Annotated in this window: 21 protein-coding genes and 1 pseudogene; 15 read left to right on the top strand and 7 right to left on the bottom strand. The window is 71.8% G+C overall.

All coding sequences use genetic code 11. The features are described 5' to 3' along the window. Nucleotides 1-74: 74 nt before the first annotated feature. Complete coding sequence (locus AQJ64_RS15345; RefSeq protein ID WP_055637176.1) at nucleotides 75-1,358, bottom strand: MFS transporter; 1,284 nt, start codon at nucleotides 1,356-1,358, stop codon at nucleotides 75-77. A gap of 582 nt (nucleotides 1,359-1,940) precedes the next feature. Between AQJ64_RS15345 and AQJ64_RS15340 the strand changes: the two genes are divergently transcribed. The 6 genes from AQJ64_RS15340 to AQJ64_RS15315 all read left to right on the top strand — a co-directional run bounded on the left by AQJ64_RS15340 (nucleotide 1,941) and on the right by AQJ64_RS15315 (nucleotide 6,638). After that, complete coding sequence (locus tag AQJ64_RS15340) at nucleotides 1,941-2,735, top strand: SDR family oxidoreductase (protein WP_055637175.1); 795 nt, start codon at nucleotides 1,941-1,943, stop codon at nucleotides 2,733-2,735. Between the two features lie 111 nt (nucleotides 2,736-2,846). Next, nucleotides 2,847-4,211, top strand: a complete 1,365-nt coding sequence (locus AQJ64_RS15335; RefSeq protein ID WP_055637174.1) for an MFS transporter — start codon at nucleotides 2,847-2,849, stop codon at nucleotides 4,209-4,211. Between the two features lie 24 nt (nucleotides 4,212-4,235). Next, nucleotides 4,236-4,742: an HAD domain-containing protein gene (locus AQJ64_RS15330; RefSeq protein WP_055637173.1), complete on the top strand. Its 507-nt coding sequence runs from the start codon at nucleotides 4,236-4,238 to the stop codon at nucleotides 4,740-4,742. A 67-nt stretch (nucleotides 4,743-4,809) separates the two neighbouring features. Further along, nucleotides 4,810-5,229 (top strand): VOC family protein, encoded by a 420-nt coding sequence (locus tag AQJ64_RS15325; protein WP_063788831.1) that lies wholly within the window; start codon nucleotides 4,810-4,812, stop codon nucleotides 5,227-5,229. Between the two features lie 13 nt (nucleotides 5,230-5,242). Further along, complete coding sequence (locus AQJ64_RS15320; RefSeq protein ID WP_055637171.1) at nucleotides 5,243-6,076, top strand: SDR family oxidoreductase; 834 nt, start codon at nucleotides 5,243-5,245, stop codon at nucleotides 6,074-6,076. A gap of 136 nt (nucleotides 6,077-6,212) precedes the next feature. Beyond that, nucleotides 6,213-6,638, top strand: a complete 426-nt coding sequence (locus tag AQJ64_RS15315; RefSeq protein WP_240512857.1) for a hypothetical protein — start codon at nucleotides 6,213-6,215, stop codon at nucleotides 6,636-6,638. Here the strand turns inward: AQJ64_RS15315 and AQJ64_RS45710 are convergent. Further along, nucleotides 6,639-7,637 (bottom strand): annotated as a pseudogene (locus tag AQJ64_RS45710) (IS5 family transposase). A gap of 296 nt (nucleotides 7,638-7,933) precedes the next feature. On the opposite strand from AQJ64_RS45710, the gene AQJ64_RS15305 reads away from it, so the two are divergent. After that, nucleotides 7,934-9,298, top strand: coding sequence for a phosphoinositide-specific phospholipase C-related protein (locus AQJ64_RS15305; RefSeq protein ID WP_478078906.1), 1,365 nt, complete (start codon nucleotides 7,934-7,936; stop codon nucleotides 9,296-9,298). A gap of 30 nt (nucleotides 9,299-9,328) precedes the next feature. Here AQJ64_RS15305 and AQJ64_RS52260 read toward each other — a convergent pair whose 3' ends face one another. After that, nucleotides 9,329-9,526, bottom strand: a complete 198-nt coding sequence (locus tag AQJ64_RS52260) for a YceI family protein (protein WP_420876570.1) — start codon at nucleotides 9,524-9,526, stop codon at nucleotides 9,329-9,331. Here AQJ64_RS52260 and AQJ64_RS52255 point away from each other — a divergent pair. The 8 genes from AQJ64_RS52255 (at nucleotide 9,521) to AQJ64_RS15265 (ending at nucleotide 19,229) form a co-directional block, all read left to right on the top strand. Next, a complete protein-coding gene (locus AQJ64_RS52255; protein WP_397806273.1) occupies nucleotides 9,521-9,691 on the top strand; it encodes a hypothetical protein in 171 nt (56 codons plus the stop codon). The two genes, AQJ64_RS52260 and AQJ64_RS52255, sit on opposite strands and share 6 nt — an antisense overlap. A gap of 103 nt (nucleotides 9,692-9,794) precedes the next feature. After that, on the top strand, nucleotides 9,795-10,052 hold the full coding sequence (locus tag AQJ64_RS15295) for a hypothetical protein (protein WP_055637168.1): 258 nt from the start codon (nucleotides 9,795-9,797) through the stop codon (nucleotides 10,050-10,052). 517 nt (nucleotides 10,053-10,569) lie between these two features. After that, the gene (locus AQJ64_RS15290; RefSeq protein ID WP_079061678.1) at nucleotides 10,570-11,712 is read left to right on the top strand and encodes a LacI family DNA-binding transcriptional regulator; all 1,143 of its coding nucleotides are present in this window, start codon (nucleotides 10,570-10,572) and stop codon (nucleotides 11,710-11,712) included. Between the two features lie 283 nt (nucleotides 11,713-11,995). Further along, a complete protein-coding gene (locus AQJ64_RS15285) occupies nucleotides 11,996-13,393 on the top strand; it encodes an ABC transporter substrate-binding protein (protein WP_055633988.1) in 1,398 nt (465 codons plus the stop codon). A gap of 1 nt (nucleotide 13,394) precedes the next feature. Beyond that, on the top strand, nucleotides 13,395-14,273 hold the full coding sequence (locus AQJ64_RS15280; protein WP_055633989.1) for a carbohydrate ABC transporter permease: 879 nt from the start codon (nucleotides 13,395-13,397) through the stop codon (nucleotides 14,271-14,273). Continuing rightward, nucleotides 14,270-15,199 (top strand): carbohydrate ABC transporter permease, encoded by a 930-nt coding sequence (locus AQJ64_RS15275; protein WP_055633990.1) that lies wholly within the window; start codon nucleotides 14,270-14,272, stop codon nucleotides 15,197-15,199. The genes AQJ64_RS15280 and AQJ64_RS15275 overlap by 4 nt, the downstream gene beginning before the upstream one ends. Before the next feature lie 45 nt (nucleotides 15,200-15,244). Further along, on the top strand, nucleotides 15,245-17,401 hold the full coding sequence (locus AQJ64_RS15270) for a beta-galactosidase (protein ID WP_055633991.1): 2,157 nt from the start codon (nucleotides 15,245-15,247) through the stop codon (nucleotides 17,399-17,401). A gap of 22 nt (nucleotides 17,402-17,423) precedes the next feature. Continuing rightward, entirely contained in the window at nucleotides 17,424-19,229 is a 1,806-nt protein-coding gene (locus AQJ64_RS15265) for an RICIN domain-containing protein (RefSeq protein ID WP_055633992.1), read from the top strand. A gap of 21 nt (nucleotides 19,230-19,250) precedes the next feature. Here AQJ64_RS15265 and AQJ64_RS15260 read toward each other — a convergent pair whose 3' ends face one another. The 4 genes from AQJ64_RS15260 to AQJ64_RS15245 all read right to left on the bottom strand — a co-directional run bounded on the left by AQJ64_RS15260 (nucleotide 19,251) and on the right by AQJ64_RS15245 (nucleotide 26,003). Beyond that, the gene (locus AQJ64_RS15260) at nucleotides 19,251-20,861 is read right to left on the bottom strand and encodes a serine/threonine-protein kinase (protein ID WP_055633993.1); all 1,611 of its coding nucleotides are present in this window, start codon (nucleotides 20,859-20,861) and stop codon (nucleotides 19,251-19,253) included. Between the two features lie 86 nt (nucleotides 20,862-20,947). Continuing rightward, entirely contained in the window at nucleotides 20,948-21,544 is a 597-nt protein-coding gene (locus AQJ64_RS15255) for a sarcosine oxidase subunit gamma (RefSeq protein WP_055633994.1), read from the bottom strand. After that, nucleotides 21,537-24,740: a sarcosine oxidase subunit delta family protein gene (locus tag AQJ64_RS15250; RefSeq protein WP_055633995.1), complete on the bottom strand. Its 3,204-nt coding sequence runs from the start codon at nucleotides 24,738-24,740 to the stop codon at nucleotides 21,537-21,539. The genes AQJ64_RS15255 and AQJ64_RS15250 overlap by 8 nt, the downstream gene beginning before the upstream one ends. A gap of 30 nt (nucleotides 24,741-24,770) precedes the next feature. Further along, nucleotides 24,771-26,003 (bottom strand): sarcosine oxidase subunit beta family protein, encoded by a 1,233-nt coding sequence (locus AQJ64_RS15245; RefSeq protein ID WP_055633996.1) that lies wholly within the window; start codon nucleotides 26,001-26,003, stop codon nucleotides 24,771-24,773. Between the last annotated feature and the right edge of the window lie 110 nt (nucleotides 26,004-26,113).

Genomic DNA, 26,113 nt, shown 5'->3' with positions numbered 1-26,113 from the left:
GACCAAGATCATAAACGGGTGGGGCGCACCCGGGGAAATCAGCAACTCGCCTGTCGTGAAGGGGTGTTGCTGGGTCAGTCGAGGCCGCCCTCGGCCGACGCGTGGCGGGGTGTCAAGTCCACTGCCGATGTGCCGAGTTCATCGGCGGCCCGGGCCCGGCGGGTGGGAGAGACGGCCAACACGAGTGCCTGGGCGACCGCTCCGGACAGTCCGACCGCCAGGGCGAAGCGATGGCCGACCTGGTCGGCGAGGATGCCGCCGAGGGGTGCGCCGACCGCGACCATGCCCCAGTTCATCGAGCGGATCGTCGCGTTCATCCGCCCGCGCAGCCGGTCGGGCGTCACCGACTGCCGGTAGCTCATCTCCACCGGGCTCTCGACACCGATCGCCAGGGAGACGACGAAGTGGGCGAGCGCGACGGAGACGAGGGCCCACGGTCCGCGCTGGGCCAGGACCAGGGGCAGCCAGCCGACCGCGGCGAGCACCCGGAAGACGATCAGCGTGGCGCCGACCTCCAGCCTCCGCACGACCCGGCCGGAGAGCGCGCCGCCCAGTACCGCGCCGACGCCGGCGCAGGCGTAGGTGACCCCCAGACCGAAGCTCCCGACCTTCAGCTCGTGCAGGGCGAAGACCACGAAGACCGTGCTCACCATGCTGTTGAACAGGAGCATCGCGTGCGAGGTCAGGGCGATGGACGCCAGCGTGCGATGCCGGTAGACCCAGGCGAGTCCCTCCCGCAGCTCGCTGCCCACACTGCGGCGCGCGCCCCGGTCGGGAACCGGATCGGGTGCCTTCACCGAGGCGAGGAACAGCCCGGACATCAGATAGGTGAGGGCGTCCACCAGCACGGCGAGCGGCGCCCCCATGATCTTGATCAGTACCCCGGCGACGAGGGGACCGGTCGAACCCGCCACCGCGCCGGCCTGCTCCACCCGGGCGTAGGCGGCGTTGAGCAGGTCCTTGGGGACCAGCCGTGGCACGTACGACTGGTTGGCCGCCTCGAACAGCAGGGACAGCACTCCGACGGCGAAGACGCACGCGCACACCGCCGGGACGCTCAGCCGGTCCAGCGCGTACAGCACGGGTATCGCACCGAGCAGGACCGCCCGTCCGAGATCCGTGCCGACCATCAACGGCTTGCGCCGGCAGCGGTCCACCAGCACCCCGGCCACCAGTCCGAAGAGCAGGTACGGCAGCCAGCGGGCGGCGTTGACCATGCCCACCTCCGTGGCGGACGCGCCCAGCGCCACGGCGGTGAGGATCTGCAGGGCCAGGCCCGTGATCTGGGAGCCGAAGGCGGATACGGCCGAGGCGGTCCAGAAGCGTACGTACCCGGGGACTTCCACGAGGCGCGGCATGATCGGACCGTATCAGTGCGGCTGTTCCAGGACGGCTGTCGCCAACCCCCTTGGCTCTGGGGCGAGTTCAGTTGGCGCGGATCGCCTCCGCCGGTGCGGTGCGCAGGGCTCGGCGGGTCGGGAGCTCGAGGGTGCGGAAGGCCGTGGCCAGAACCGTGGCCGCGAGGACCGGGAGGAGCCAGGCGGGGCCGGTCGGCCAGGGCTGCGGGCCCGTGGTGAGGGCGGCGGTGGCGATCTCGGTCCGGCGCCGGGCGGTCGCGGCGACCAGCTTGTTGGCGGGGTGTCCTGACCGGTGCCGGAGTCGTCGGCCGTCCGCTCCAGGGTCAGGCCCCGGGTGGGCGGCGGTCGGGGCGGCCGGGCGGTCCCTCGTCGCCTCGGTGCCGTCCGTGCGGATCAGGAGGCCCGGGGCGAGGGGGGACGGCCGAAGCCGACTCCCTTGTCATGGACGGCCACGACGCGTGCCTCGGTCCTCGTGCGGGACGTTCCGTACGGCCCTCGCGGTGTCCGTCGGGAGGCCGCCGAGGGCAGGTGCCCGGGAAAAGCGATTGACCTTGCGGTGCCGGTCATGGACGATCCCGGTCCGTGACGACGAACAGCGATCGGGACCGGCCCTCCCACGGGGCCGACCGCCCGCTCGCCCTGGTCACCGGGGTGGGACGGACCGTCGGGATCGGTGCGGGCATCGCGCGCAGGCTGGCCGCGTCGGGCTGGGACATCGCCTTCACCTACTGGGCCCCCTACGACGATCGTATGAGCTGGGGCAGGGAAACCGGTGCGGCCGAGACCATCGGCCGGACGCTGGCCGAAGCCGGTGCACACACCGCGGCGATCGAGGCGGATCTCGCCGATCCGAAGGCTCCGGCACGGGTCTTCGACGCGGTCGAGGAACGACTAGGCCGTCCTGTCACCGCGCTGGTGATGTGTCACTGCGAGTCGGTCGACTCCGGACTGCTCGACACCACCGTCGAGAGTTTCGACCGGCACTTCGCGGTCAACGCGCGTGCCACCTGGCTGCTGATCCGCGAGTTCGGACACCGCTTCGCCGCGGCCCCGGGGACCGGGCGGATCATCAGCCTCACCAGTGATCACACCGTCGGCAACCTTCCCTACGGAGCGAGCAAGGGCGCCCTGGACCGGATCACCCTGGCCGCCGCCCGCGAACTCGCGCACCTCGGTGTGACCGCCAACGCGATCAACCCCGGGCCGGTCGACACCGGCTGGATGTCGGAGGAGATGCGGGAGCACTGCGTCCGCGGCACACCGCTCGGCCGTCTCGGGACCCCGCGGGACACCGCGCACCTCGTGGACTTCCTGTGCTCGGGCGAGGGCGGGTGGATCAACGGCCAGCTCCTGATGAGCAACGGCGGCTTCGCGTAGGCCGCCGAAACCGCTGGGCACCCTGCGCTCGGCTGCCGTGACGCGGGAGATGTCTCCCGTAATGTGACCACTTGGTTGATGCTGCGCGGACGGGATGGAGCTGAGGCCGTGATGTGCGCGGAGTCCGCCGGACGGCGGTCGTGGGCACCGCTGCTGGCGGTGTGCGCCGGGTACTTCATGGTCATCCTGGACGTGACCGTCATCAACGTGGCGGTCCCGGTGATCGGCCGCGAACTGTCGGCCTCGCTCACCGGCATCCAGTGGACCACCGACGGATACACCCTGGTCTTCGCCGGGTTCCTGCTGACGGGTGGCGCGCTGGGCGACCGGCTGGGGAACCGGCTGGTCTTCTGCCTGGGCGTAGGGGTGTTCACCGCCTCCTCGGCCGCCTGCGCCCTCGCTCCGAACGCTCCCTTCCTCGTCGTCGCACGGCTGGTCGAGGGGCTCGGCGCGGCGTTGATCGTGCCCGGTTCACTGGCCCTGCTCCAGCAGGCCTACCCGGCGCCCGCCGCCCGTGCGCGGGCCTTCGGGCTGTGGGGGTCGATGGCGGGCATCGCGGCGTCGGCCGGGCCGCTGCTCGGCGGGCTGCTCGTGTCCACGGTGGGCTGGCGCTGGGTGTTCCTCGTCAACCTGCCCGTCGGCGCGGCCTGTCTGGCGCTGACGCTGCGGCACGTGGCCCGCTCGCCCCGGCACCCCGCCCGGGTGATGGACTGGCCGGCGCAGTGCGCCGTCGTGGCGGCCGTGGCCCTGCTGACCGGCGCGCTCAACGAGGCCGGACGGCGCGGCTGGTCCGATCCGGCCGTGCTCGCCGGGATCGGCCTCGCGGTGCTCGCCGCGGCGGCCTTCGCGGTGCGCGAGCGGCTCGCCCGCATCCCCGTCCTGCCTCCGGACCTGCTGCGCTCCCGCGCGATCAGCGGCGGTGCCGTCATCGGCCTGCTGTTCAACTTCGCCTTCTACGGCATGGTGTTCACCGCCAGCCTCGGGTTCCAGCAGCAGCGCGGCTACAGCGCCCTCGCCACCGGGCTGGCCCTGTTCCCGGCGGTGGCGATGACCACGTTCGCCTCCGTCCTGTCCGGACGGCTCACCCGCCGTACCGGCGACCGCCCGCTGGTGGTCGCCGGCATGCTCACCGCCGCCCTCGGGCTGGCCGGCTGGGCGGCCGCCGGAGCCGACCCCGCCTACGCGCTCCTCGTCGCCCCCATGATGGCCGCCGGCTTCGGCACGTCCTTCGCCCTCACCGGGGCGACCACCACCGTCATGTCCGCCGCTCCCCCGGGCTACTCGGGAACCGCCTCCGCGCTGTTCAACACCACGCGTCAGCTCGGCAGCGCCACCGCGGTGGCCCTCGGCGGCAGCCTCCTGGCCACAGCGGCGGACCCCGGCACCGGGCTGCGCATCAGCATGGCCGTCGGCGCCCTCGCGTACCTCGTGGCCGCGGGCCTCGCGTGGCTGTGCGTACCTCCGAAACACGAGTGACACGGGGGCCGATACCTTGCGGGCATGCCTGGTCACGCGGAGCTTCCGCTGCTCTTTCTGGATGTCGACGGAACGGTCCTGCCGTACGGCGGCGCGCAGGTGCCCTCGACCCCTCAGGGGTGGGACGCCTGGGAGGATGTGTCGAATCCTCAGCTGGCGAGGATCGACCTGGGGCACGGTCCTCGGCTGCTGGCGCTTCCCTGCGTCCTGATGTGGGCCACCGCCTGGATGGCCAAGGCCAACGAGGTGATAGCGCCGCTGCTCGGCCTGCCCGCGCTGCCGGTGGCGGGGCTCCCGCAGGCGCCCATGGCGGACGAGGCGGGCGTGCTGCACTGGAAGACGCGCGCCCTGGTCCGGCTGGCGGCCGGGCGCCCGTTCGTCTGGGTCGACGACGAGATCACCGATCTCGACCACGCCTGGGTGTCGACGCACCATCAAGGGCGAGCCCTGCTCCACCGCGTCGACTCCGGGACCGGCCTCACGGCCGCCGACCTCGCCGCGCTGGAGGCGTGGTTGCGCGAGGACCGCTGACGGCAGCCGATTCTCGGATGCACCACCCTTGTCCGCCCCCGCACCCCGGTGTCAGAATCTCGTTCTCGTGAAGGAGAACAGTGTTTTCGGCGTGCGGGCGGCGGCACTGTGGGGATACACCTGGTGCGAGGAACTCGCCGGCCGGTCGCACGTGGTCCTGCCGGAAGGCGGGACGGAACTCGACCTCCGGTCCGTGTACTCGGCGACGACGCCCCGCGTCGAGCTGGTCCCGAGCATCCCCGGCACCCTGTGGCAGCCCGCCGACTCGGGTGTCCACCACCTCGGTTACTGGTCCGACGACGTGGCCGCCGACTCCGCGGCCCTCGTACGGCGCGGCCATCCGTGCGAGGCCCTGGGGGTACGCCCCGACGGCACCGCGCACTGGGCGTTCCACCGCGGTCCGCAGGGGCCGCGCATCGAACTGGTCACCCGCGCGCTTCAGCCGGTCCTGGAGCGCGTCTGGGCCGCGGGCGGACAACCGTCGTGAAGGAGGAGGACCGATGACGACCGTGGGCGTGGTGACCGGTGGCGGCCGGGGCATGGGGCTGGAGTGCGCGCGCCGGCTGACCGGCCGTGTCGACCGGCTGCTGGTGGTCGACCGTGACGGGGCGGGCGCGACCGCCGCCGCGGAGGAACTGTCGGGACACGGGGCGGTCGTGGAACCGGTCGAGCTCGACATCACCGACGGCGCGGGGCTCACCGGACTGGCCCGGCGCGCCTCCCGACTCGGCAGGCTCCGGGCCGTGGCCCATGCCGCGGGGATCTCACCGACCATGGGCGACTGGCGCCGCATCCTCATCGTCGACCTCGTCGGCACGGCCCTGCTGCACGAGGCGCTCCGCCCGCTGGTCACCCGGGGGACGGCGATGGTGTGCTTCGCCTCGATGTCGGCGGACCTCGTGCTGGCCGAGCCCCCCGAGGCGGCGGAGGACGCGCTGGGCGAGCCGCTGGATCCACGGTTCCTCGACCGCCTGCGCGCCGCGCTGGGGCCGTCCGTGGAGGAGCCCGGCACGGCGTACACGTGGGCCAAGCACGGCGTACGGCGTCTCGTGCGGCGCGAGGCGGTCCGGATCGGGGCTCTCGGCGGCCGGGTGTGCTCGGTGTCCCCCGGCATCATCGGCACACCGCAGGGACGGCAGGAGGCCGCCCACCACCCGTCCATGAAGGCCATGGTCGAGCGCACCCCGCTGGGCCGCGAGGGCCGTCCGGAGGAGGTCGCCGCCGTGGTCGCGTTCCTCCTCTCCGACGAGGCCTCCTTCCTGACGGGCGTGGACGTCCGGGTCGACGGCGGGGTGATCTCCGCGCTGGGCGGGGGTGCGGTACCCGGCCCGTGAACCGCCGTACGGCCGCCGACGCCATCGCCGCACAGGACGGACTCGCCGCCCGCGCCGCCCCGACGGCTCCCCCGTCCACGCCATCGATATCCTCCGCGTCATCAACTCCTCTCCAGGGGGCGGGATGGACCAACCGGTGGCACAGTCCGTCAAGTACTGCGACATCTGCCCGGACTGCGGCGCGGAGCTGGCGTGCCGGGGTACGCAGGCGCTGACCGGTGGGCAGCTGCGGTGGGACGTCGAGTCGTCGTGCTCCGGCTGCGTCTTCGCGGTGGCGGTGTGCGGGGGCCGGATTCCGGATGAGCGGCGGGATCAGATCCTCGCCGAACACGGACCCGCACGGTTGCGGGTGGGGTGCGGGTCGGTGACGACGATCGCCGTCCTGCGCGTGGCGCGGGCCGAGTTCGGGGTTGACCTGGCGGACGCCAAGGTCGTGGCGGAGCGTGTGTTGAGCGGCGTACATGCGGGGACTCTGCCCGAGGTGGAGAGCCTCGCCCGCAAGTTGAGGGCCTCCGGCGTCGCCGCCGCGGCCGTCCGGGACTGGGAGCGTATTGAGTCGTGATCAAGGAGTGGTTCGAGTGAGGTCCTTGATCCAGATCATTGAGGCTCGAAGGTGGAGGTCGGCGAGGTAGCTGGCAGCGGTCTTGTCGTCGCGAGTGGCGATGCCTCGCCATGCTTTCAGCTTGTTGATCAGTCGCTCGACGGTGTTCCGCTCCTTGTAGAGGTCTGCGTCGTGGCCGACGGGCCGGCCGCCTCTGGAGCCCTTCTTCTTCCGGTTGGCGGCCTGGTCCTCCTTCTCCGGGATGACTGCCTTGATGCGGCGTTTCCGCAGGTGGGACCGGTTACCGCGGGACGAGTAGGCCTTGTCCCCGGCGACCGCGTCCGGCCGGGTGCGGGGGCGGCCGACAGGCCCGCGGACCCGTATCTTCTTGAGTACGGGGATGAACTGCGGGCTGTCTGCGGCCTGTCCCGGGGTCAGGACAAACGCCAGCGGGCCGTGCGGTCCGCGGCCAGGTGGACCTTGCCGGTCTGCCCGCCCCTCGACCGGCCGAGCAGGGCGGCCTTCAGCCGGAGTTTCCGCCGACGCCGGATGCGTCGCCGCTCTTCCCGCTTGGGATCGGTCGCGGTGCCCTGTCCGTCTTGTTCTTCGAGGCTGCCCCTTTTGACCTGGCCTTTTCCGCTTCGGCGGCAGCCTTCTCCAGGCCGGTGAGGACGTCCTCGCCCAGGTGCACCCCGGCTGCGTCGTGGTGAGCGCGCGCGGTGGTGGAGTCGATGCCGACCAGGGACAGGTCCACCTCACCCCGCCTCGCGGCTTCCGCGATCAGGCCCTCCATCAAGGCCTCGAAGACGCCGGCGTCACGCCACTGCCGAAAGCGGTTGTGGACGGTCGACCAGGCACCGACCTCCTTCGGCATCTCCCGCCACCGCCCACCCGTCTTGAATCGCCAGATCACACCCTCGAACTGCTGCCACAGCCGCTCGGGGTACGGGCCGTACTCGCCGACCGGCAGGTACGGCCGATGAACTCCCACTCCTCATCCGTCAGTTGCACTCGCGTCACACAAGACGGTCTACCGGTCCAGACCGGGTCAACTCGGCTTCGAGAGCCGAGCGAGGCCTTCCCGTCGGCGCCGGGGATCGCCCGCGGGTCGTAGCCGACGACAAGCACCGAAGTCATGGGGCGAATCTGTCGGTAGCCGGGCCGAGTGGGACGCATGGGGGCAAGCAAGCGGTGACTATGCGTCAGATATCCAATCCTTACTGTGAGTTCAGGTGAGAAGCCTGGCGCGGGACGGCGGTGGCGGTATGTCATGCCTCTGCCATCACATGGAGTGCTGGAGTGGAAAGGAAACTCCTGTGCGTCTGCGCCCCCTGCGCTTTCTCTGCGGCTCCGCCGCGCTCGCCCTGGCCCTGCCGGTCCTGTCCCCCGCCGGGCAGGCCGCGGCGGCCGTCCCCGTCTCCTCGGTCTATCTGCAGAACTACGCCACCGGCCTGAACGTCGCCGACAGCGGTGGCACGGTCGCCGCGCACAACCCCAAGGGGAACGAGGACCATCAGCAGTGGACCCCGGTCGCGGTCGACGGCGGCTACCAGTTGCGGAACTCCGACGAGTCCGGGACCTGTCTCAGCCGCAGCGGCACCTCCGCGGTGACCGCCTCGTGCGGGGCGGCGGGCACCGTGTGGACGATCACCGCCGGCGCGGACAGCACGTACACCGTGAGCGCCCCCGGCACCTCGCAGTACCTCACCGGATCGTCCTCCGACTCCAGTGCCGTAGCGCTCGGCCCGGCCGGTGATCCGGCCCGCTGGTACCTCACCCCGGTGTCGTACGCGACCGCCTCGATGCCCTCCGCCGACACCCGCACCCTGGACCAGGTCACCTTCCTGACCTCGCACAACGCCTTCGCCAACGGTGTCGACGGCAACTTCGCCTCGTTCCCGGTGAATCTGTTCCCCAACCAGAACTACGGCATCAGCCGCCAGCTCGCCGACGGCGTGCGCGGCTTCATGCTGGACGACTACACCGTCTCCGGGCAGGCCGTGCTCTGCCACAACAGCTGTGACGGTGTGAGCAGTCCCGTCCCGCTCGCCACCGACCTGAAGCGCATGGTCGACTTCCTCAAGGCCAACCCGGGTCAGTTCGTCACCGTGTTCCTGGAGGACTACGCCTCCTCCGATGTGCTGAAGGCCTCGCTGGCCTCCGTGAGCGGGCTGTCCGACGTGCTGTACCGGCCCGACCAGGAGGGTGTGGCGACCAAGGGCTGGCCGACCATGGCGGACCTCTCGGCGCGCGGCAAGCAGCTGCTGATCTTCAGCGACCGGACCCGGGCGAGCGACACCGCGAACGGCTGGGCCACCCGTGACACCTTCGGTGTGATGTACCAGCGGGAGTGGACCGTCGAGAACTACTGGTCCATGGGCGGCGGGCTCGGCGACTCCGACTGGTCCTGCTACAGCCGCTGGGGCACCGGCCGCCCGCTGACCGTGGACTCGGCCGCCTTCCACCCGCTGTTCGTGATGAACCACTTCCGGGACTACACGATCAGCGGCACCGCCTCGACGGACAACGGCAAGCTCCTCAACCGCGCGCAGAACTTCTGCACTCCCGCCGCGCGCAAGAAGCCCACCTACCTCGCCGTGGACCGCTACGACCTGGGCTCCCCCACCCCGCTCAGCACGGTCGGCACCCTCAACACGTACATCCTCGCTCCGGGGCAGTGAGCGACGCCCGCCGGGCCCCGGCCGTCGCGGTCAGGGCCTGCGGATCGCCGCGACGTCGAAGTACCGGGTCACCCTCTCGCCGACGAGGCCGTCGGCCCCGTTCACGGTCCAGTCCTTGCGGTTGGTGGTCGCCCTCCCCGTGAAGTCGACCCGGAGGGCGCCCCGCGGGTCGTTCGCCGTGCCGGTCCGTTCGAAGTCCACGGTGACCGGCCTGGTCACACCGTGCAGACCGAGGTCAGCGGCGACCTGGAAGGTGGCGCCGCCGGTCTGCCGCAGGACTTCGACGGGGTGTCGCCGTCCAAGTGCGCGCTGCCCTCGAACGCGTGGAACCGCCCGCGCACCTCGGCGACCAGCGCGGCCCGCGCGGCGAAGCCGATCCGGCAACACCCCTGACCAGGAGGCGTTCACCACCATCGGGGACCTGCTCGGCGAGAGCCATCCCCCGGCGGCGCTCTACTCGGCACTCTTCAAGGCCGCCGCGAAGATCCCCGGTGTCGTGGTGGTCGAGGACGCGCTGGACGCCGTGGGCCGGCGCGGGGTGGCGGTGGCCCGGCTCGACGAGACCAGCGGACAGCGCGAGGAGTGGATCTTCGACAGGAGGACCCATGTCTTCCTCGGCGAGCGCACCGTCCAGGTGAAGAAGGGCGAGGGGGACGACGGACTGCTCACGCCCGGCACGCTGATCTACACCAGCGCCATCCTGAAGCGGGCCGTCGTCGACGCCATGAAGCAGCCGCCGTCGCAGGCCGGCTGACCGGCGGCGCCGTCCGGCCGGAGCGGCTCGTGCGTGGCGGGGGCTGACGCCGTTGGCGTCGGGGCCGGGACCCCAGCGGGTGTGCGGGGAGGGGCACCCCCGGTCGCCCCCGGCAGCGCCCGGCCCCGCCGGGCCGGGCCGCTTTCATGCCGGAGCCGTCACCCCGTCCCGGCCGTCGCCGCGACGCGGAAGCCGACCGTCGGGTAGCGGCCGGACGGGTCGCGGCCCTCGCCCCGGTAGAGGCGGTGCAGCGTGGCGCAATCTGTCGACACTTGGACCGTAAAAGCCCCTTAGGCGTGCGACGCGAGGCCGGGTGTGTCGATAGTACGGCCGGAAGGGTGTATTCAGGCAGGCAACCCGTCCCCCACTCCGTTACGGTCCGACCCCTTGACGCCCCGCTTATGACTGCGTAGACATGACAGCGCAGACATGACTACGCAGTCAGGCACGCTTCGCCGCGTGACGTCTGACATCATCAGTGCACGCGTACGACCGTTCGGCCACACCGGGAGACACCATGACGCGAGCGACAGGGCGGGGCACGAGTTCCGCGGCACCGCGCAGCGTGGACGTCGCCCGGCTGGCCGGGGTCTCGCAGAAGACGGTGTCGCGGGTCTTCAACGACGAGCCGTACGTCTCGGCGGACGTCCGCCGACGGGTCCTGGAAGCGGTCGAGCAGCTCGGCTACCGGCGCAACAACGCCGCCCGGGCGCTGGCCTCCGGCCGGAGCCGCTCCATCGGCGTGGTGACCCTCGGCACGGCCCTGTACGGCCCCGCCTCGCTCCTGATGGGCGTCGAGCGGGTCGTCCGGGACACGGGCTACGCGCTCCGGGTCGTCAACACCATGGAGGGCGATCCCTCCGGGGTGGCCGGGGCCGTGGACTCACTGCTCGACCAGGGCGTGGACGGCATCGTCATCTCCGAGCCGATCGACGAGACCGGGCCCGAAGGAGAGACGGCCCTGCGGGTCGACGTGCCGGTCCTGGTCCTCGGCGCACCCCCCGGACTCACCGCGCCCACGGTGCTGACGGCCGGCGACGGCGCCGACGTCATGGCCCGTACGGCGACCGAGCACCTGCTGAACCTGGGGCACCCGACGGTCCATCACCTCGCCGGTCCGCAGCGGTGGTACGCCGCCCGGGACCGGCTGGAGGGATGGCGGGCCACGCTGACCGCGCACGGCAGAGAGCTGCCGCCGGTCGTCGAGGGCGACTGGTCGGCCGCCTCCGGTTACCGGGCGGGGCTCGAACTCGCCGCGGACGGCGCTCCCACCGCCGTGTTCGCCGCCAACGACGACATGGCGATCGGGCTGATCCGCGCGCTGACGGAGGCCGGCCTGCGGGTGCCGCAGGACGTGAGCGTCGTCGGCTTCGACGACATCCCGGTCGCCGCCTACATCACTCCCCCGCTGACCACGGTGCGCCAGCCCTTCGACACCGTGGCCCAGGAGGGGCTCAAGCGTCTCGTGCACGCCATCGAGAACCCCGACGCCGACCCCCTGCCGCCGAGCGACCCACCGGTCGACCTCGTCGTACGCGCCTCGACCGCGCCCCCCGCCGACCGGACGACCCCGGCCCGCGCGCGGCGCACCGCCTCCCGTCCCGACGGAGGCACCCCGGCACCCCGCCCGAGGAACGGAGGTCCGTCCAGTCGTCCCTGACCGGCCCACCGGCCCCTGAGCCCACGGCACCGCGCGTGACCGACGGTCGAGCCGCCGTACCCGTCACCCCGTGCCCTCCCCCTTCACCTCGTCGCCCGCGCGCCCCATGGGCCGCCCCTGAACGCAGCGGGCCCGCGCCCCACCCTCCACCCCGTCGGCGTCCCCGACCCTGTCGGCGTACCCGCCCGGTCGGCGCGTCGCTCTCTCCTTCCTGACTCTTCTCCCTCACCCCCGCACGCCCTTGCCCCGCGTGCCCCCTTCTTCGCCTCGGCGGGAGTCCACCATGCCCAGAAACACCCCCCTGCCCTTCTCCGGCTCCGCCCCGATGAGCCGCCGACTCTTCCTCGCCACCACCGGAGCCCTGTCGCTCGGCGCCGCCCTGACCGCCTGCGGCGGCAGCGGCTCCGGTGGTTCCTCCGCCTCCTCGAAGCCGGTCAGCCAGGCCGACATCGACAAGGCGATGAAGACGCCGACCGAGCTGACGTTCTGGACGTGGGTCCCGAACATCGCCAAGGAGGTCGCCCTCTTCGAGAAGAAGTACCCGGCGATCAAGGTCAAGGTCGTCAACGCCGGTCAGGGCACCCCGCAGTACACCAAGCTGCGCACGGCCCTGAAGGCCGGCAGCGGCGCCCCGGACATGGTGCAGATCGAGTTCCAGGCGATCCCCACCTTCACCATCACCGGCAGCCTGCTGGACCTGCGGCCGTACGGCGCCTCCGCCCTGAAGTCCACGTTCGTGGACTGGACCTGGAGCCAGGTCAGCGGCAGCGACGGCGAGGTGTGGGCGATCCCGCAGGACACCGGCCCGATGGGCATGCTGTACCGGCAGGACATCTTCGACAAGCACGGCATCGACGTACCGGGCACCTGGGACGAGTTCGCCGAGGCGGCCCGCAAGCTGCACAGGGCCGACCCGGACGTCTACCTCACCAACCTCGCGGCCAACCAGGTCGCCGCCTGGCACGGACTGCTCTGGCAGGCGGGTGCCAAGCCGTACGTCACCTCCGGCAAGAGCGACATCACCATCAGCGTCGACGACGCGGTGTCGAAGAAGCTCGGCGCGTACTGGGGCGGGCTGGCGAAGGAAGGCGTCATCGGGGTCGAGCCGGACTTCACCGACTCCTGGTACGCGGCCCTCAACAAGGGCAAGTACGCCACCTGGCTGACCGCGGCCTGGGGCCCGGTGTTCCTCTCCGGCTCCGCCAAGGCGACCGCCGGCAAGTGGCGGGCCGCCCCGCTGCCGCAGTGGGACGCCGCCAAGCCCAGCTCGGGCAACTGGGGCGGTTCGACCACCGCGGTCATCCGCTCCACCAAGAACCCCATCGCCGCGGCGATGTTCGCGCAGTTCCTCAACAGCGACCCGGCCAGCGCCCGGATGTTCGCCACCGAGCAGTTCTTCTTCCCCGCGACCAAGGCCCTGCTGACGGACGCCGAGTTCACCGGCGACGCGCCCGCCTTCTACGGCGGCCAGAAGGTCAACCAGGTCTTCGCCGACATCAGCTCCACCGTCAACGCCTCCTTCCAGTGGCCGCCGTTCCTCGACCAGGCGGCCACCGACTGGACGGAGACCGTCGGCAAGTCGCTCGCCGACAAGTCCGACACGGTCGCGGCCCTCGGCACCTGGGAGTCCCGGCTCACCACGTACGCCAAGGGCCAGGGCTTCACCGTCAAGGGGAGCTGACATGGCTGCCGCACGCCGTCACCGCTCGGCCGGCCCCCTGTTCGTCGCGCCGTTCCTGACGCTGTTCCTGCTGCTCTTCCTCGCCCCGCTCGGCTACGCCGCCTACCTCAGTCTGTTCCAGGAGCGGCTGATCGGCGGAACGGTGTTCGTCGGGCTCGACAACTACGTGCAGGCGCTGGGCGACCCCCAGCTCCTGCACGGCGTCGGCCGGGTCGCGCTGTTCTTCGTGATCCAGGTCCCGGTGATGCTGCTGCTGGCGCTGGTGTTCGCGCTCGCGCTGGACAGCGGTCTGCTGCGGCTCGCCCGGGTGATCCGGCTGGGAATCTTCGTGCCGTACGCGGTGCCGAGCGTGGTGGCCGCGCTCATGTGGGGCTATCTGTACGGGCCGGACTTCGGCCCGTTCGCCCAGCTCAGCCGGAAACTCGGTCTCCCCGCCCCGGACTTCCTCAGCAGCGGCTGGATGCTCGGCAGTCTGGCGAACATCGTGACCTGGGAGTTCGTCGGCTACAACATGATCATCCTGTACGCCGCCCTGCGGACCATCCCGCAGGAGCTGTACGAGGCGGCCGCGATGGACGGGGCGGGCGCCTGGCGCATCGCCTGGTCGGTCAAGCTGCCGGCCCTCAGGCCCGCCCTGCTGCTCACCCTGCTGTTCTCGGTCATCGGCAGCTTCCAGCTGTTCAACGAGCCCAACCTGCTGATGAAGATCGCCCCGGACGTGATCAGCAGCTCCTACACCGCCAATCTGTACGCCTACTCCCTCGCGTTCACCGGCCAGCAGGTCAACTACGCGGCGACGGTCTCCTTCCTCCTGGGCCTCGTCATCGTGGTCGCCTCCTACGGCGTCCTGCTCACCGCGAACCGCAGGAGGACCCCATGACGACCACCTCTCCCCCGGCGACGGTCGCGCCGAAGGCCGCGCGCCCGGCGCGCGCCACCCGTACGAGGGCGCGCCGCACTCACCGCAGCACCCCCCTGACGATCGCCATGCTGGCCGCCCTGGCCTACTTCCTCCTCCCGCTGTTCTGGCTGCTCATCGCCTCCACCAAGAGCACCCAGGACCTGTTCAACAGCTTCGGCCTGTGGTTCTCGCACGCCCCGCAGCTGCTGGCGAACATCCGGGCGACCTTCGCCCAGGACGACGGCGTGTTCCTGCACTGGCTGCTGAACACGGTGGTGTACGCCGTCGTCAGCGCGGTCGGGGCGGCGCTGCTGGCCGCCGCCGGCGGATACGGGTTCGCGAAGTTCCGCTTCCGCGGCGACCGGGTCGCCTTCAACCTCGTCCTCGGCGCGGTCATGGTCCCGACCACGGCCCTCGCGATCCCGACCTATCTGCTGTTCGCGAAGGCGGGCCTGGTCAACACGCCCTGGGCGGTCATCCTGCCGTCGCTGGTGAACCCGTTCGGGCTGTACCTGATGCGGATCTACGCCGAGGACGCGGTACCCGACAGTCTTCTGGAGGCCGCCCGGATCGACGGCGCGGGCGAGGTGCGGATCTTCCTCCGGATCGCGCTGCGGCTGCTGGGCCCCGGTCTGGTGACCGTGCTGCTGTTCACGCTGGTGGCGACCTGGAACAACTACTTCCTGCCGCTGATCATGCTCAACGACCCGGATCTGTATCCGGTCACCGTCGGTCTGTCGTCCTGGGCCGCGCAGGCGCAGAACGGCGGTGCCGGCTCCAGCAGTGACATGCTCGCGCTGGTCGTGACCGGCTCCCTGCTCTCGATCGTCCCCCTCGTCGTGGCCTTCCTGATGCTCCAGCGTTACTGGCAGAGCGGTCTGGCCGCGGGCGGCGTCAAGCAGTGAGCGGCGTCGAGCGATAACCCCCTTCTCTCCTCCGGAGGTCTGTTCATGGCGGAACTGCCCGCCCGCGTCCTGTTCGGTGCCGCCTACTACCACGAGTACCACCCCGGGTACGCCCCCGAGGTGCCCTCGGACGAGCAGCTCAAGACCGACCTCGATCTGATGGCCGAGGCACGTTTCACCGTCATCCGGGTCGGCGAGTCCGTCTGGTCGACCTGGGAGCCGGAGAACGGCCGCTTCGACCTGGACTGGCTCCAGCCCGTCCTCGACGGCGCCCACGAGCGCGGTATCTCCGTCGTCCTCGGCACCCCGACCTACGCCGTGCCGCCGTGGCTGGCCCGGCTGTACCCCGAGATCACCGGCGAGGACGCCACCGGCCGGCGCCTCGGCTGGGGCGCCCGCCAGGAGGTGGACATCACCCACCCGGCCTTCCGGTTCCACGCCGAGCGGGTGATCCGGAAGATCGTCGCCCGGTACGCCGGCCATCCGGCGGTCATCGGCTTCCAGGTCGACAACGAGCCCGGACTGCATCTGCTGCACAACCGGGGCGTCTTCCAGCGGTTCGTCGACCATCTGCGCGTCACGTACGGCGACGTGGAGACCCTGAACCGCGAATGGGGCCTGGTCTACTGGTCGCACCGGCTGTCCACCTGGGCCGACCTGTGGACGCCGGACGGCAACACGCAGCCCCAGTACGACCTGGCGTGGCGGGAGTTCCAGGCCCGGCAGGTCACCGAGTTCATCACCTGGCAGGCAGGCATCGTGCGCGAGTACGCCGGGCCGGAACACTTCGTCACCACCTGCATCTCGTACACCCGCCAGGGGGTGGAGGACGACGAGATGACGGACGCCCTCGACATCGCGGCGGGCAACCCGTACTACGACATGCAGGACGGCCTGCTGCTCCCGGACCCCACCCCCGAGGACCACGAGCAGCTCTGGAAGACCACCGGGGTGTGGTCGATGTACCAGACCGCGGACTGGATGTTCGCCTCCCGGCAGGCGCCGTTCCTGGTCACCGAGACCAACGCCAACTCCATCGGCATGGCCTGGGACAACCGCCCGGCCTTCGACGGCCAGTGGCGGCAGGCCGCCTGGGCCCAGGTGGCGCGCGGGGCCCGGATGATCGAGTACTGGCAGTGGCAGACCCTGCGCTTCGGGGCCGAGACGTACTGGGGCGGTGTCCTCCCGCACAGCGGCCGTCCGGGGCGGACGTACGCCGAGATCGCCCGGCTGGGCGCGGAGTTCGAGACGGCGGGCCCGCTGGTCGCCGGCCTGGAACCGGACGCCGACGTCACGATCGTGTACTCGCTGCCCAGCAAGTGGCTCATGCAGCAGCACCCGGCGCTGTCGAAGCCGGACGGCTCGCCGGACCCGGCCTCCTACCACCGCATCCTGGACCCCTTCTACCGGGGCGCCTTCGACGCCGGACGGCAGGTGCGGATGGTCCACGCCCGGCAGTTGCACGACCCGCGCGGCGAACGGCCCGGCCCCACCCCCGAGGAGGCGGTGGACCGCCACCCGGTCCTCGTCGTGCCGGCGCTGTACGTGGTCGACGACGCGACGGTCGACTGGCTCGCGGCGTACGCGGAGGCGGGCGGTCATCTGGTGCTGGGCCCGCGCACCGCGTACGCCGACCACGAGGCCCGGGCCCGTCACGAGCAGGCGCCGCCCCGGCTCGTCGAGGCGTCGGGGCTGCACTACGACGAGTTCAGCAACCTGGCCCGGCCGGTGCCGGTGCGTGCGGTGCCCGGGGGTCCGCTGCCGCTGCCGGAGTCCGCGACGGCGACCCGCTGGGCCGACGCGCTGACGGTCGTCGACGCCGACGCGCTCGTGGAGTACGTCCACCCGCACTTCGGCCGCTGGCCCGCGGTCACCACCCGCCCGCACGGCGCGGGCCGGGTCACCGTCGTGGGCACGGTCCCCGGTCGCGAGCTGGCCCGCGCGCTCGCCGAGTGGCTGGCGCCGCGGGCGCGGAGCGGCTGGCGGGACCTGCCGACATCCGTGACGGCGACGACCGGCACCTCCCCGGACGGACGCCGGGTCCACATCGTCCACAACTGGAGCTGGGAGCCCGCGAGCGCGACGGCTCCGGTGGACCTGACCGACGCCCTGGACGGCGGGTCCGTCCCGGCGGGCACCGCGCTGGACCTCGGCCCGTGGGACGTACGCGTCCTCGTGGCCGGCTCGCACGACCACTCCTGACTCCGTCCCCCGAGGAGGGGCTGTGCAGAGAAGAAGAATCGCCAGAGCGCTGGGGGGCCTCGGCGCGGTGTCGGCGCTGCTGGTGATCCCCCTGTCCAGTGCGCAGGCGTACGACCCGACGGGCGGGATCCTCTACCAGCTCGGCGGCGAACCGTGCCTGAAGGGGCGCGGGAACTGCGCGATCTACCCGAAGTCGGCGCAGCTGCCGAACGGCCGTCTGGTCGCCGCGTTCGAGAAGTCCACGGTGGTGCCCGCGTCGGGCAGCGCCGACGGACAGACGCTCCCCGTCTACAAGAGCGACGACCACGGCACGACCTGGCAGCCGCTGTCCGAGGTCAAGGCCCCGGCCCACCTCTCCGGCGACCCCAGGTACGCGAAGTACACGAGCAACTGGACCAACCCGTACCTGTACGTCCTTCCGCAGGACGTCGGCGACCTGAAACAGGGCACGCTGCTGCTGGCGAGCGTGGTCTCGGGCGACGACGCCTACTACCAGGAGCACAAGGCGGCCGACCCGAACTGGACACCGTCCAACGACGGCGACCGCAGGGACCTGGCGATCGCCCTGTACTCCAGCACCGACGACGGCGCGAGCTGGAAGATCGTCAACGTCGTCGCCACGGGCGGCTGGCAGGGCGGCAGCGCGGGCGCGGTCGGGCAGAACATCGCCGCCGCGAACACGAACAGGCAGGTCGATCCCCTGTGGGAGCCGTACCTGATGGTCTACAAGGGCAAGCTGGTCTGCTACTACTCCGACGAGAACGACTACACCGGCTTCGACGCCACCACCGGCGTGCCGACCCTGGACCCGGCGAACGACACCGCCACCGACTCGCACGGCCAGATCCTCGTCCACCGGACCTGGGACGGGCGCGCCGCGCAGTGGAGCGGCCCCGTCGTCGACATCGCCGGGCTGACCGACGGCCTGGGCGGCGGCAGGACGGAGATCGGCGGCGGCCGGCCCGGCATGGCGAACGTCGTCCGGACCTCGGACGGCAAGTGGCTCATGACGTACGAGTACTGGGGCGGCGGCGCCGACACCCGCTACCGGATCGCCGACAACCCGCTGGAGTTCTACCGCGGCTCCGCCACCGGCACGGGCGTCACCGCGCTGCCGGTCGACACCGGCTCGCACGCCCTGTCGACGGGCGGCAGCCCGGTCGTCATCCGGCTCCCCGGCGGCCGTCTCGTCTACAACGCCGCCGGCAGCGGCAACGTATGGGTCAACGAGAGCGGCCGCGGCGACGGCGTGTGGAAGGAGTACCAGACCACGCTCGGGGCGGGCTACAGCCGCGATCTCCAGTACGTGGAGGGCACGGGCCGCGTCTCGATCCTGCGCAACCAGGGGACCTCCACGCTCGCGTACGCCGAGGTCGACCTCGGTCGTTCGGACGGCGCCTACTACCAGTTGGTGAACCGCAGGACGGACCAGGTCATCGGCACCGGCGACAAGACCAACGACGCGAACCTCGGCAACGGGGACGTGCCCGACGTCCGGCTGGAGGAGCCCGGCTCGGCGGCGAACGCGGACACCCAGTACTGGCATGTGGTGACCGAGCCCAAGGGGGGCGTGACCCTGCTCAACAAGTCGGGCGGGCGGGCCGCGGCCGTCTGGACGGGCAACGCGACCGCCGGGCAGCGGATCGGGCAGTGGGTCGACGACAGCGCCACCGGCAGCTGGAACCTCGTCAGGACGACCGACGGCCTCTACAAGCTCCAGTCGGTCAAGAACCCGGGCCTGTATCTGACCGGCGCGTCCGACGGGGCGCCGCTGACGCTCCAGAACGCGCTGACGGACGGCTCCCAGGACTGGGAGCTCGTCCCGTAGACCGGCGAGGTGACAGGGGGGTCAGTTCGCCACGGCGAACTGGCTCCCCGTCTTCTGCCCGTTCTCCGTGCGGGCCGCGGCCACGCAGCGGAAGACCCGCAGGCCCTTGTCCCACTCCGAGGCCGTGGGCGGGATGATGTCGGTCTGCCACTCCTTCGCGACCGCGCGGCCCTCGGGGAGCATGGTCGCGGCCATCACCTTCTGCGAACAGAGCGCCTTGACGTCCGGATGCTTGATCAGGTCCCGGGCGTTGTTGGTCATGCCGTCCTCGGGCAGGGGGGCGATCGCGAAGGTCTCCCACACATGCTCGGCCGCGCAGTCCGCGCGGGTGACCGTGATGATGCCGGAGATGTCGACGATGCCGCTCCAGCACTCCGGGCTCGCGACACACCGGCCGCCCACGCCGTCGACGCCGGTCGCGGGGCAGTTCTCGGTCGTGGTGGGCACACCGAACCCGGACGTGCCCTTGTCCTGGGCGGTGGCACCGGAGGAGGGCGCCGCCGACCCGGAGGTGCCGCCGTCGTCGTCCGAGCCGAAGTACTGGTGGGTGACCACGGTGACCGACACGGTCACGGAGACGACGACGGCCGCCAGTGCGGCGATCAGCCGCGTGTTCCGCCCGCCCCTGCCGCCGCCCTCGCCGCCGCCCGGCGCGGTGGCCACGGTCGTACCGCCCCCTCCGCCGGGCCGCCCCGGGGCCACCGTCGAGGCGGGGATCGCGTCCCGGACGGGCGGCGCGTCGCGGTGGTACGGAACGGTGGTCATGGTCGGGGCCGGTCCGAAGCCGCCGGGCCCGCCCAGGGCGATCGTGTCGAGGTCGACGGCGGCGAGGGCGTCCCGGAAGACGCCCGCGTCGGACAGCCGCTCGGCCGGATCCGGGGCCAGGGCGTGCCGGAGCACCTCGTTGAGCGCGGTCGGCATGCCGTGCAGCGGGACGTACGGCCAGGTGTGACGCACGATCAGTTCGGCGAGGCTGAGCTGGGTCCCGTCGTCCGGGTGGTGCGGCGGGAAGCCGCGCAGCAGGGCGTAGAGCGTGGCGGCCAGGGAGTACACGTCACCGGCCGGGCCGGGCTCGGCCAGGTGGAAGGCCTCGGGCGGGGCGTAGGCGGGGGTCAGCGCCTCGCGGGTCACGGACAGTTCGCGCCCCGGGCGGGGCATGGCCGCGAGCCCGAAGTCGGTGAGGGCCACCCCGCCGTACCGGTTGACCATCACGTTGCCGGGTTTGATGTCGCGGTGCAGCACCCCGGCGGCGTGCGCGGCGGCCACGGCGTCCGCGAGCCCCACGCCGATGTCACGCGCCTCCTTCGGCGGGAAGGCGCCCTGCCGGTGCAGCCGCTCGCCCAGCGAGCCGCCCGGGCACAACTCCAGGACCATGTACGGGCGGTCGTCGGCCAGCACCCCGGCGTCGTACACGGGGACCACGTGCGGATGCCCGGACAGCTGCCCGGCCGCCGTGACCTCGCGCAGGAAGCGCTGCCGGTCGCGCGGGGTGGACAGCACCCTGCTGTCCACCTTCAGCGCGACCTCCCGGCCCACGGCCAGTTGCCTGGCCCGGTACACCGTGGCGAACCCGCCCTGGCCCAGGACCTCCTGGATCTCGTAGCCGGACAGTCCGATTCTTCCGGGCTCCATGTGCCGTACCCCCAGCGTGCCACCCCGGCCGGAACGTCCGACCGAGATCGAGGCGAGACTCTAGCCGAGCGGAGTGCCAGCGGTGTTCACAGGTACTCGGCGGCGGCGTCCAGGAGCCAGTCGGTGAGGTAGCCGGCGAACGAGGAGCGGACGAGGATCCAGAATCCGGCACCGGGTCGGTCACGGGCGACGAGGACGACCTGGGTGCGGCCGAGGGTGGTCTGGGCGCAGCGGCCCGGGCCGAAGCCGCGGGGGTGCAGGTCGAGGGAGCAGCCGTGGGCGAGGAGGTCGCGGGCGTGCGGGCCCGTGACGAGGAGGGTGGTGCGCTGGGCGGACACGTCCGTGACGGAGACCGGTTCGTCGCCGGCGGCCGCGCGGATGCGGTCCTCCAGCTCGCGTCGGGCTCCGGGCTCGCCCACGACGAGCCATTCGTCCGGGCCGAGCCAGAGCACGGTCAGGTCGCGGGCGCGGGTGACGGTGTCGGGTTCGAGGGGCAGTGGGACGCCGAGGGCGACACCGACCGCGCCGGCGGCCGGGCCCTTGGGGTCCAGGCGCAGGCCGATCTGGGTGAGGAAGGGGAGTTCGGCGAGGCGGACCCGGCCGTGGGAGGCGCGGGTGGCGTCGGCCAGCCGTTCCTTGGCGCTCAGCAGGGGGCTGCGGGGCGTGAGAGTCGGGTCAGCCATCGCGGCGGGCTCCCTCGGGGTCGAAGAGGACGGGGCCGGTGACGGTGACCGGGACGAGCCGGTCGCCGACGGGGGCGTAGAGGCGTTCGCCGATGCGGTCGCGGCCGCCCTTGATCAGGGCGAGGGCGAAGGTGCGGCCGAGGGCGGCGCTGCGGTAGCTGGAGGTGACGTGGCCGAGCATCGGGACCGGCGGGGGCGGCAGGACGCTGTCGGCGACCAGGTGGGTGCCTTCGGGGAGGAAGGTGGCGGGGTCGTCGGGGAGGAGGCCGACGAGGTGCTTGCGGTCGGCGCGGAGGGTGTCGGGGCGGGTGAAGGAGCGCTTGCCGAGGAAGTCGGGCTTCTTCTTCGACACCGCCCAGCCCATGCCGAGGTCCTGGGGGGTGATGGTGCCGTCGGTGTCCTGGCCGATGATGGGGTAGCCCTTCTCGGCGCGCAGGACGTGCATGGTCTCGGTGCCGTAGGGGGTGATGCCGTACGGGGTGCCGGCCTCGTGGACGGCTTCCCAGAGGTCGAGGGCGTGCCAGGGGGAGACGTTGATCTCGTAGGCGAGTTCACCGGAGAAGCTGATCCGGCAGACGCGGGCCTCGATGCCGGCGACGGTGGTGTCGCGCCAGGCCATGAAGGGGAAGTCGTCGTTGCCGACGGCCAGATCCGGTGCCAGCGAGCCCAGGACTTCGCGGGACTTCGGGCCGACGAGGGCGACGGTGGCCCACTGTTCGGTGACGGAGGTGCAGTGGACCCGGAGGTGGGGCCATTCGGTCTGGAGCCATTCCTCCATCCAGTCCAGGACGGTGGCGGCGTTGCCGGTGGTGGTGGTGACCAGGAAGCGGTCCGGGGTGAGTCGGATGACGGTGCCGTCGTCGAAGACCATGCCGTCCGGGCGGCACATGACGCCGTAGCGGATCATGCCGGGCTTCAGGGTGCTCATCATGTTGGTGTAGAGCAGGTCGAGGAAGACGCCCGCGTCCGGGCCCTGGACGTCGATCTTGCCGAGGGTGGAGGCGTCCATGAAGGCGACGCCCTCGCGGGCGGCGGCGCACTCGCGCAGTACGGCGGTCTCCATGTCCTCGCCGCTCTGCGGGTAGTACCAGGGGCGCTTCCACTGGCCCACGTTCTCGAACAGCGCACCCTGCATCACGTGCCAGTCGTGCAGGGCGGTGGTGCGGACGGGGTCGCTGAGCGCTCCCCGGTCACGTCCGGCGAGCGCCGCGAAGGAGACCGGGACGTAGGGCGGGCGGAAGGTGGTGGTGCCGAGCGCGGAGATGTCCACGCCGAGGAGTTCGGCGACGACGCCGCCGGCCAGGAGGCCGGAGGTCTTGCCCTGGTCGTTGGCGGTGCCGGCCGTGGTGTAGCGCTTGGTGTGCTCCACCGACCGCAGCCCCGCGCCGGTCGCACGGGTCAGGTCCTCGACCGTGACATCGCGCTGGAGGTCCACGAAACGCGGGGCGCCTTCCCGGCCCGGGACCGTGAACACCTGCATCGGCGCGGTGTACGGGGACGCGGTCACGTCCGGGAGGGCGGGGTTCTCGGGGGTGTAGCCCTCGGCCTCCAGGGCGCGGCCGGCAGCCGCAGCGCCCTGGGCGAGGACGGTGGGCAGGTCGAGTACGCCGCTCGCGGAGCCCGCGACCTCGACGGCCTGGCGGCCGGTGTCGGGGACGAAGGAGCCGAGGGTGTCGTCGTGGCGGAGCTTGCCGCCGGACTGGCTGAACAGGTGCGCGACGGGGTTCCAGCCACCCGAGACCAGCAGCAGATCGGCCGCGAACTCCCGGCCGCCCTCTCTCTCGCCGAACGGCGCGACGGTCACGGCGCTCAGCCGGGCCTCGCCCTCGGTGCCGATCACGGCGTGCCCGGTCAGCACCTCGATGCCGGCGGCTTCGGCGCGTCGGCCCCACTCCCCCGCGTCCGTGCGGGTGTCGACGATCACCGGGACCTCCACGCCGACCGCGGCGAGGTCCAGGGCCGCCGGGTACGCGCTGTCGTTGGTGGTGAAGACGACCGCGCGGCGGCCGGGCAGGACACCGTGCCGGTGCAGGTACGTGCGGGCCGAGGCGGCCAGCATCACACCGGGGCGGTCATTGTCCGCGAAGGCGAGGGAACGCTCGTGGGCGCCGGTGGCCAGGACCACCCGGCGCGCCCGGATCCGCCACACCCGCTCACGCGAGGCCTTCGCCGGGGCCGCCGCGCCCAGGTGGTTGGTGCGGCGCTCCACGGCGAGGAGGTGGTTGTCGTCGTAGTAGCCGAACACCGTGGTGCGCGGCAGTACGCGGACCTCCGGGGCGGTTTCGAGCAGAGCGCCGACCTCCCGCACCCAGTCGAGGTGCTCGCCGCTGCCGAGGAGGCTGCCGCCCGGCTCCGGCTGGTCGTCGGCCAGGATGACCCGGGCGCCGGAGCGGGCCGCCGCGGCCGCGGCCGCCAGGCCCGCCGGACCGGCGCCCACGATCAGCAGGTCGCAGTGGGCGTGCACGGCGTCGTAGCGGGCCGGATCCGGCTCGGTCGCCAGACGGCCCTGACCGGGCAGGCTGCTCGCCACCAGACCGTCGTAGAGCTCCACCGCCGTCGCGGGCAGCATCGGCTCCGGGAACGGGGCCTCGATCTGGATCACGGCGTTGGGTTCTTCGACACCGGCTGAGAAGATGCCCCTCGGCCGGCCGAGCTTGATGCTCGTCGCCGCCTGGATCACGCCGTTGGCGAGCAGGGCGGAGGCGAGGGTGTCGCCCCGGTAGCCCTGGTATTCGGTGCCGTCGAAGGTGAAGGTGAGCGGGGTGCCGCGGTCGATGCGGCCGAGTGTCGGGTGCCGGAAGCCTGCCGGAAGCTCCGCCCCCAGGTCCCCGATCGGCCCTGAAGGGGCCCCGGCCCCGGCCTCGGACACCGGACCGGCTGAGTGAGGGGGGCTCGGCTGGGAGGTGACCGGGCGGGGCTCGAACCTCTCCGGGCGTTCCTCCCCGGAGCGGTACACGGCCAGGATCTCGTTGGTGGAGGTGTCGCGGACCGCGTTGAACCAGCGGCGGCAGCCCGCCGAGTGGCTCCAGCGTTCCGCGAAGGGCCCCTTGGGGTTGTCACGGAAGAACAGGTAACGGGCCCACTCCTGGTCGGACAGCTCCGCCGGGTTCTCCGGGTAGGGCACATGAGCCTGGCCACCGTAGTGGAACTCGGCCTCGTCACGGGGCCCGCACCACGGGCAGGGGATGAGCAGCATGGATCGGCTCCCAAAGAGTCCGGTGGTGTCCTAGTGGGCCACGGCGGCGGCGCCGTGCTCGTCGACGAGCGCGCCGGTGGTGAAACGGTCGAGTGAGAACGGAGCGTTCAGCGCGTGCGGGCTGTCGTGGGCGATCGTGTGGGCGTAGACCCAGCCCAGGCCCGGGGTGGCCTTGAAACCCCCGGTACCCCACCCGCAGTTGAGGTAGAGGCCGTCCACCGGGCTCAGGCCCACGATCGGCGAGGCGTCCGGACTCACGTCCACGATCCCGCCCCAGGTCCGCAGCACATGAGCCCGCGCGAAGACCGGGAACAGCTCCAGCGCCGCCGACATCTGTTCCTCGATGATGTGGAACGCCCCGCGCTGCGTGTAGGAGTTGTAGGCGTCGATGCCCGCCCCCATCACCAGCTCACCCTTGTGCGCCTGGCTGACGTACACATGCACCGCGTTGGACATGACCACCGTCGGATGCACCGGCTCCAGCAGCTCGGAGACCAGGGCCTGGAGCGGGTGGCTCTGGACGGGAAGCTCGATCCCCGCCATCGCGGCCAGGACCGAGGTGTGGCCGGCCGAGCACAGGGCCACCTTGCCGGCCGCGATCGGCCCCAGCGTGGTCTGGACGCCGACCACCCGGCCGCCGACCACGTCCAGGCCCGTGACCTCGCAGTTCTGGATGATGTCCACACCCGCCGCATCCGCCGACCGGGCGAAACCCCACGCCACGTAGTCGTGCTTGGCGATACCCGCCCGCGGCTGATAGGTGGCGCCCAGGACCGGATAGCGCACGTCCGGCGAGATGTTCACGATCGGGCAGACTTCCTTGACCTGCTCGGCGTCCAGCCACTCCGCGTCCACCCCGTTGAGGCGGTTGGCCTCCACCCGGCGCACGCTGTCGCGCACATCCTGAAGACTGTGCGCCAGATTCAGCACACCCCGCTGGGAGAACAGGATCGGATAGTCCAGCTCCTCCTCCAGGCCCTCCCAGAGCTTCAGGGCGTGCTCGTAGATGCCCGCGCTCTCGTCCCACAGGTAGTTCGAGCGGATGATGGTGGTGTTGCGGGCCATGTTCCCGCCCGCCAGCCATCCCTTCTCCAGCACCGCCACATTCGTGATGCCATGGTTCTTCACCAGATAGTGCGCCGTGGCCAGACCATGACCACCACCACCCACGATCACGACGTCGTACGACCGCTTCGGCTCAGGTGTCCGCCACAGCCAGTCGGGGTGATCCGGAAGCTCAGCGCCGGGGGTACGAGGGCTCATCGGGCAACTCCGGGTTCGCTCAGCCGCGCAGGCGGGACATGGACGGGTCGAACAGGGGCTCCTCGGCGACGACCGCGTCGACGCGCCGGTCGAAGTAGCCGATGTGGAGG

This window comes from Streptomyces griseoruber (assembly GCF_001514205.1).
GTDB lineage: Bacteria > Actinomycetota > Actinomycetes > Streptomycetales > Streptomycetaceae > Streptomyces > Streptomyces griseoruber.
Note: the sequence above shows the minus strand (reverse complement) of the source record. Positions and strands in the feature narration are given on the sequence as shown.

Excerpts from the sequence above, each read along its gene's own strand:
- AQJ64_RS15345 (WP_055637176.1), bottom strand. The coding sequence starts at position 1,358 with ATGCCGCGCCTCGTGGAAGTCCCCGGGTACGTACGCTTCTGGACCGCC.
- AQJ64_RS15335 (WP_055637174.1), top strand. The coding sequence starts at position 2,847 with ATGTGCGCGGAGTCCGCCGGACGGCGGTCGTGGGCACCGCTGCTGGCG.
- AQJ64_RS15330 (WP_055637173.1), top strand. The coding sequence starts at position 4,236 with ATGCCTGGTCACGCGGAGCTTCCGCTGCTCTTTCTGGATGTCGACGGA.
- AQJ64_RS15320 (WP_055637171.1), top strand. The coding sequence starts at position 5,243 with ATGACGACCGTGGGCGTGGTGACCGGTGGCGGCCGGGGCATGGGGCTG.
- AQJ64_RS15290 (WP_079061678.1), top strand. The coding sequence starts at position 10,570 with ATGACGCGAGCGACAGGGCGGGGCACGAGTTCCGCGGCACCGCGCAGC.
- AQJ64_RS15285 (WP_055633988.1), top strand. The coding sequence starts at position 11,996 with ATGCCCAGAAACACCCCCCTGCCCTTCTCCGGCTCCGCCCCGATGAGC.
- AQJ64_RS15280 (WP_055633989.1), top strand. The coding sequence starts at position 13,395 with ATGGCTGCCGCACGCCGTCACCGCTCGGCCGGCCCCCTGTTCGTCGCG.
- AQJ64_RS15275 (WP_055633990.1), top strand. The coding sequence starts at position 14,270 with ATGACGACCACCTCTCCCCCGGCGACGGTCGCGCCGAAGGCCGCGCGC.
- AQJ64_RS15270 (WP_055633991.1), top strand. The coding sequence starts at position 15,245 with ATGGCGGAACTGCCCGCCCGCGTCCTGTTCGGTGCCGCCTACTACCAC.
- AQJ64_RS15260 (WP_055633993.1), bottom strand. The coding sequence starts at position 20,861 with ATGGAGCCCGGAAGAATCGGACTGTCCGGCTACGAGATCCAGGAGGTC.
- AQJ64_RS15255 (WP_055633994.1), bottom strand. The coding sequence starts at position 21,544 with ATGGCTGACCCGACTCTCACGCCCCGCAGCCCCCTGCTGAGCGCCAAG.
- AQJ64_RS15250 (WP_055633995.1), bottom strand. The coding sequence starts at position 24,740 with ATGCTGCTCATCCCCTGCCCGTGGTGCGGGCCCCGTGACGAGGCCGAG.
- AQJ64_RS15245 (WP_055633996.1), bottom strand. The coding sequence starts at position 26,003 with ATGAGCCCTCGTACCCCCGGCGCTGAGCTTCCGGATCACCCCGACTGG.